The sequence below is a fragment of the Sphaerospermopsis reniformis genome (assembly GCF_005402885.1).
GTDB lineage: Bacteria > Cyanobacteriota > Cyanobacteriia > Cyanobacteriales > Nostocaceae > Sphaerospermopsis > Sphaerospermopsis kisseleviana.
In genome coordinates, this window is sequence record NZ_BJCE01000294.1 from 1 (window position 1) to 5,869 (window position 5,869).

At 39.3% G+C, this 5,869-nt stretch carries 6 protein-coding genes; 1 reads left to right on the forward strand and 5 read right to left on the reverse strand.

Annotation, left to right across the window (positions count from 1 at the left end):
* Positions 1 to 385 precede the first annotated feature (385 nt).
* From nusB to rpmB, 5 genes are all read right to left on the reverse strand, one after another.
* Positions 386 to 1,027 (reverse strand): transcription antitermination factor NusB, encoded by a 642-nt coding sequence (nusB, locus tag FFR48_RS24610; RefSeq protein ID WP_137669181.1) that lies wholly within the window; start codon positions 1,025 to 1,027, stop codon positions 386 to 388.
* Between the two features lie 617 nt (positions 1,028 to 1,644).
* Complete coding sequence (locus FFR48_RS24615; protein WP_137669182.1) at positions 1,645 to 2,355, reverse strand: DUF502 domain-containing protein; 711 nt, start codon at positions 2,353 to 2,355, stop codon at positions 1,645 to 1,647.
* Positions 2,356 to 3,011: 656 nt separating this feature from the next.
* Complete coding sequence (gene hpsJ-B, locus FFR48_RS24620) at positions 3,012 to 3,926, reverse strand: hormogonium polysaccharide biosynthesis protein HpsJ (protein WP_137669183.1); 915 nt, start codon at positions 3,924 to 3,926, stop codon at positions 3,012 to 3,014.
* A gap of 33 nt (positions 3,927 to 3,959) precedes the next feature.
* Positions 3,960 to 4,622: a TIGR04282 family arsenosugar biosynthesis glycosyltransferase gene (locus FFR48_RS24625; RefSeq protein WP_371851483.1), complete on the reverse strand. Its 663-nt coding sequence runs from the start codon at positions 4,620 to 4,622 to the stop codon at positions 3,960 to 3,962.
* Between the two features lie 420 nt (positions 4,623 to 5,042).
* Positions 5,043 to 5,279 carry a 50S ribosomal protein L28 gene (gene rpmB / locus FFR48_RS24630; protein ID WP_096569572.1) on the reverse strand — a complete coding sequence of 79 codons (237 nt, stop codon included), beginning with the start codon at positions 5,277 to 5,279 and terminating at the stop codon, positions 5,043 to 5,045.
* Positions 5,280 to 5,332: 53 nt separating this feature from the next.
* On the opposite strand from rpmB, the gene FFR48_RS24635 reads away from it, so the two are divergent.
* Positions 5,333 to 5,764, forward strand: a complete 432-nt coding sequence (locus FFR48_RS24635; protein ID WP_371851484.1) for an alpha/beta hydrolase — start codon at positions 5,333 to 5,335, stop codon at positions 5,762 to 5,764.
* Positions 5,765 to 5,869: the final 105 nt, after the last annotated feature.

The following is a 5,869-nucleotide window of genomic DNA, read 5'->3' on the forward strand; positions in this document are numbered from 1 at the left end:
ATTTCTTTGCCATCTCTTGAAATCCCAAAAAATGCACACTTTTTCCGGTATACCCTTCAAAACCCTTGCACTAATTTCTGTGTTTATCAGCCTCTAACCTTTGATATATCAAGGTTTTAGGTTTATTTAGCAAACCCTATTTATTTTGGATTTTGGATTTTGAATTTTGGATTGTTTTTGTTAACTCCAATCTAAAATCTAAAATCTAAAATCTAAAATTTTCTTCCCCAGTCACCAGTCACCAGTCACCAGTCACCAGTCACCAGTCACCAGTCACCTGCTATATCAGTTTAATTTAATTTGCCACTTTTTCCGGAGTGGGAAGTTTTCCAAATATCCTCACTTTTAACGCACTCAAAGATCGGGAAGAAGTGAGGATATCACTCTATGCTATTTGTTTCTGCTCTGTGACACGACGGAGAACACCATTAATAAAGCGATGTCCGTCATCTCCACTGTAGCGTTTAGCTAATTCTACGGCTTCGTTGATGGCAATACTGGCGGGAACTGCCATAAAGTTCATTTCGGCTACGGCAATTTGTAGGATATCCCGATCTATTTGGGCTAGTCGTGTTACTTGCCAATCTACTAAAGCTCCAGAAATTATTTGATCAATAACGTTGCGGTTTTCATCAACGGTGATCACTATTTCTTTAGCATAATTGCGAACTTCCTTATCTTGATTGGCTAACTGAATCAATTCTGGAAAATCAACGGCTGTACCTAACTGATTGATAGCGGTCTGGGTGTAGGTGATCGCTTCTTGCAGCATGGTTCTAGCTGTATTCAGGTCAGAAGCCCGCGTTTGACTGGTTAAAAGGCGATCATTACTGCGTTGCAGTTCTGCGGCTGCACTATTCAGGGTGTCTTGCACTTCTGTAGTCAAAGTGCGGACTGCACCCAAAACTAATTTGGCTACCAGTTGTTCATCTGGCAGTTTCTCTAATTTTTTGGGGTTGACTGGCAGCTGGCTGAGGCTTAACAATGCCAGTTCTCTGGCTATTTGCTGGGGTTTACGACGTTGCATAATGCTGGTTCTGGTTAGGGAAGAAGTAATGAAGTAAATGGGGCAAACTTATTAATATATCAAGTTTGACATATTTTAACAATTAGATTATCTGTTGGTAATTGGTAATTGGTAATTGGTAATGGGTATTAGGACTTACGCAAGATGTGACTGAAAACCTTATTCTTGCGTAGGGGTAATTCATGAATTACCCTCAATACTTGAAAAAGTGTGCATTTTTTTGGATTTTGAGAGATCGTAAAGAAATTTTCCAACCTCCTCCTGACTCCTGTACGGGCGTTCGCGAAGCGTGCTGGAAGCATCAGCATTCGGACGATAAATTATCAATTTTTATCACAGGTTATTTTCCTGTAAGGGCGAAGCATTCGGACGATAAATTATCAATTTTTATCACAGGCTATTTTCCGAATGCTTCGCCCCTACGACTCCTGACTCCTATTCCCTCATGAAAGGACTTTTTCAGCAATCCCTAGTTAAGTGTTGTGGTGCGGGCATCTTGCCCGCTAGACTGATACAAATTAAATGTACAACAGCTTATTTCTTCTAACAAAGTGATGTGCGCTTTGTATGTGTTATGACTGTAGACGCAACTGCTAAGAATCAAAAATAAGAAAAAATCAGGCTTCTTCTACAGAAATAACATGACTTTTGGGTTCTATGGCTGACACTGCGGTTGGTAAAACCAATGGGGATATGCCATTATTGGGGGCGACTATACCTCCTGAGACTACTATTTTAAAAGCGTCTTCTATAGATATTGAGAGGTTTACTACTTCATCTTCTCGAACCAGTGCATACCATCCAGTGGTAGGGTTAGGGGTAGTGGGGATAAAAACGCTCAACAGCGGTTGATTCATCTGGGTTTGGATATCGCTACTCACTGCACCAGTGACAAAGGCGATCTCCCAAATTCCTTTTCTGGGATACTCTAATAAAACGACACGGCGAAATTTACCATTGGAATCTTTGAGTATTGTTTCTAATAATTGCTTGAGGGTTTTGTATACCTGACCAGCTAAGGGTATAGCTTGCAGTATTCTCTCCCCAAAATCTAGCAACCACTTACCAACTATATTCCGAGCCATCAAACCAATGACTAGGATGCTCAATAGTGGTACTGCCAGTCCAACTAGCAAATTCAATAAATTGACTAATATCGGATGTAGACCATCAAAGGGATTTAGCTGTTTGGGGATTTGGGTGAGAAAGTTTACTACCCAACTGGCAATAGTAATGGTCAGCCAGATGGTAGTTGCTAGGGGAATTACCACCAACAAACCAGCAATCAGGTCATTTTTTAAGTCCTGTTTCAGCCGTTCAATTACCAAGCCCCGATTCTCCTTTTTTTAGGCTACTAAAATTTTTCAACTTCTCTGTAATTGCATTTGACTATGATGAGACAAGTTTAATCGCATCCCATCACCCATAATCAAATGAATAGCTATGGATTATGATATTTGGTTAACCAGTGTTACTTTTCTTTGTAATTCTGGTAAATGATTGTTACCAGTTTCTCAGGTACTATTAATCCTAACGCGGTATCTGACCAGATGCTCAAATTTATCAGATCAAAAGTATAGATTATATTTATCGCCATTTACAACTGGGGATCACAAGGTGAAGGTGGGGATTTTCTGATGACAATTTAAATAACTTTTATTAAGAATATTAATTTTTGGCGCGGAGTCAGGAGTCAGGAGTCAGGAGTCAGGAGGAGAATTAAAAACATTTTTTCATTTCTGGCTGCCCACAAAAGTTAAATGCTTCGCAGTGAGTGTCATTGGTCAGTTAGCGACTTGTACTGAGGGAAGTCGAAGTAAGTCGAAGTAAATCCCTCAGTGCTAGTTGGGAAGTGGGAGTAGTTTTAAGGTTTACACTTGTCTGCCGTGAAGCGCGGCTTTTTCAATTTCCAATTGCCTAAAATCCTTTACCTGTAATATTTTCATGTTTATTCAGCAAACTCTATTGAAAATTTACTGATGGCTTAACCTAGTGGGGCTTTAGGTTTACGATTTTGTAATGCACCTATTTCTTTTAATCCTTTTAATCCTGTCCAACCGATGATGGTATAACCAATAGCTAAAATCAAACTGCTAATACCTATCCTTAGTCCAGACATCCAAGCAGTATTTTTTGCTTGTTTTTGAGCTTCTTCCTTACGTTGGCGAATTTCAGTAATTTTTTGTTCTTTGCGTTGGCGAATTTCACTGGTCGTTTGTTGAGCTAGTTGATTAGGATCTGTTTGTTGGGCAAGAAATTTATCCAGTTCTTGGGGGTTGGCTTTAAATTTTTTCAGTAGTTCTTTTTGTTCTGGGGGTAGTTGAGGATTTTCTAGTGCTTGCTTATATCTCTGCTCATCCTTTAATATTTGAGTGAGTTGTGCTTTTACTTGACTTCTAGCTTGTTCTAGTTGAGCTTTAGCTTGATCATTATTTAACTGACTTTGAAATTCAGATAGTTGGCTGTTCAGCCGGGTTTCTGCTTGTTGGGCTTCTTGGTTGGTTTGGTTTTCTAATTGTTGAGCTTCTTGGGAAATTTGGTTGACTCGTTGTGTACTTGCTTGACGGACATTGTTGAGGTGGAAGGGAAAAATTAACAAAAACATTAAACCTAAGATACTGGCAAGTATCATAGAAGGTAATCTTAAATCTAGACCTGAGCGATTGCCTCCAGTCTCTAATTTATCTAACCAATATGCGGCCGATATTATCCCTAAACCCACCAGTGGAACAATTCCCCGATCAACTAGGGCGGTTGTGAAACCTATTTGTATTTGTTTATCAGTGAGACTGAAACCCAATAACAAAATCACAAAATCAACAAAAAACGACAAGATACAAACTATCCCAACTACTTTGAGTATAAGGGAACTATTGAAGGACGAAACACGGTTAACCATAATTTTTGTAAAGTAAGGTTTGGGTCAATAAAGCTAATGGCCATTTATCAGGGTACACTGTTCCCAAACAAGTAAATCTTCTGGACGGTCAACATCTGCTAATGTAGGTAGGTTTACAAAAGACAAATGAAGTTCCTGGGCGATTGTGACTGTTTGTGATAACACTTGATTAGTTCCCCAGGAAATGCTAGTAAACAAGTCTAAAATTGGTTTTTGCAACCCAATTAAGTAATAACCGCCGTCTATAGCTGGTCCTAGCACGAGGTCAGAGGTTTGTAATTGCTCAAAGGCTGATGCTAAAATCTGGGAATTTAGACCAGGACAATCAGTACCAATGATGATTACCTGTTCTGCATTGTTACTGAAAGCATCTACAAGCGATCGCATCATCCGCTGACCTAAGTCCCCTTCACCTTGAGTTTGATATACAAAACCAACACCTAACCAATTTTGTATTAATTCCCAATTACCCCCAGCAAACCGCACTTCCACAGTTATAGCAGATATCTTTTGTAATTCTTGCACCTGTAATATGGTATGTTCAGTCATTTGCTTTTGCAGATCAGCCGCACCAACTTCACCCAAAGCAGGTATCAGTCTGGTTTTGGTCTTCCCTGGTTCTGGATAACGGGTAAAAATAATTAGATGCTGTTTTGGGATATTTAGTAATTTCTGCACAGCAGCGCCCTTTTTCACAAGTTTAAAGTCACAAGTTAAAAAATTGGGAATTGGGAATTGGGAATTGGGAATTGGGAATTGGGAATTGGGAAGAGAAAAATCTTCATTCTGACTCCTGACTCCTATTCCTTAGCAACTTGGTTAATAACAATATTTACCATCTTCAGGAGTCGGATTTTCTTTTGCGGTTCGCAATGCTCCTAAAATTTCAGTAATTGTACTGAATTAGTGAAGTAGGGGCAAACCCCCCGTGGTTGCCCCTTCCCGTGGTTGCCCGAAAAACAGGGGTAGGCACGGAGGCGCTACCCCTACTTCCTTGAAAAGTGAAGATTAAGTAGAAAGGCGCGAAAAAAACAGAAGCATATAACAAAAAGCAAATTTGTCTAAAAACCTCTTCCCTGCTGCCTTCTCATCACGACAATTTTTAACCCTGACTACTTAATAGTGATTTAAATTGATACCAGCTTCTTTAGCCATTGCTTCTATACCTTTGCTATCTAGGGTTTTAATCGCTTTGGTAGAGAGTTTTAGTTTCACCCAACGATTACCACCAGGCCACCAAACGCGCTTAGTTTGCAAATTAGCGTGTTGTAAACGCTTGGTACGACGGTGAGAGTGGGAAACGGCCATTGCGTTATTAGCCTTTTTACCAGTGAGTTCACAACGACGAGACATGAAAAACCTCCAAAATTCTATTTTATTTAAGTACAACCTTTCTATTTTAGATCATGAATAAACAACGGCTCAAAAAACTATTAATTGGGGATTTTACTGGGAAGCGGATGATTCGGTCTTTTGTTGTAATCTATACCTTATTTGCGGTCTATGTGTATTTTCGTGCGGATAGCATGATTTTTTTACCCCAACCTTCCAGCTATGAGGATACAAAAGACATTATTAAGCTGAAAACGAGGGAAAATCAACAAATTTCCGCAGTTTATTTACCAAACCCTACTGCTAAGTACACTATTCTTTATGTTCATGGAAATGCTGAAGACTTAGGACATATTAGAGCAACTTTAAAAAAAATACGGGATGTGGGTTTTAGTGTCTTTGCTTATGACTATCGGGGTTATGGTACGAGTCAGGGAACACCTACAGAAAATGCTGCTTATCAAGATATTGATACTGCTTATAATTATTTAGGGTTTGCTGAATAAACCTAAAACCTTGATATATCAAAGGTTAGAGGCTGATAAACACAGAAATTAGTGCAAGGGTTTTGAAGGGTATACCGGAAAAAGTGTGCATTTTTTGGGATTTCA

Coding starts and splice junctions, on each gene's coding strand:
- nusB (WP_137669181.1), bottom strand. CDS start 1,027: ATGCAACGTCGTAAACCCCAGCAAATAGCCAGAGAACTGGCATTGTTA.
- hpsJ-B (WP_137669183.1), bottom strand. CDS start 3,926: ATGGTTAACCGTGTTTCGTCCTTCAATAGTTCCCTTATACTCAAAGTA.
- rpmB (WP_096569572.1), bottom strand. CDS start 5,279: ATGTCTCGTCGTTGTGAACTCACTGGTAAAAAGGCTAATAACGCAATG.
- FFR48_RS24635 (WP_371851484.1), top strand. CDS start 5,333: ATGAATAAACAACGGCTCAAAAAACTATTAATTGGGGATTTTACTGGG.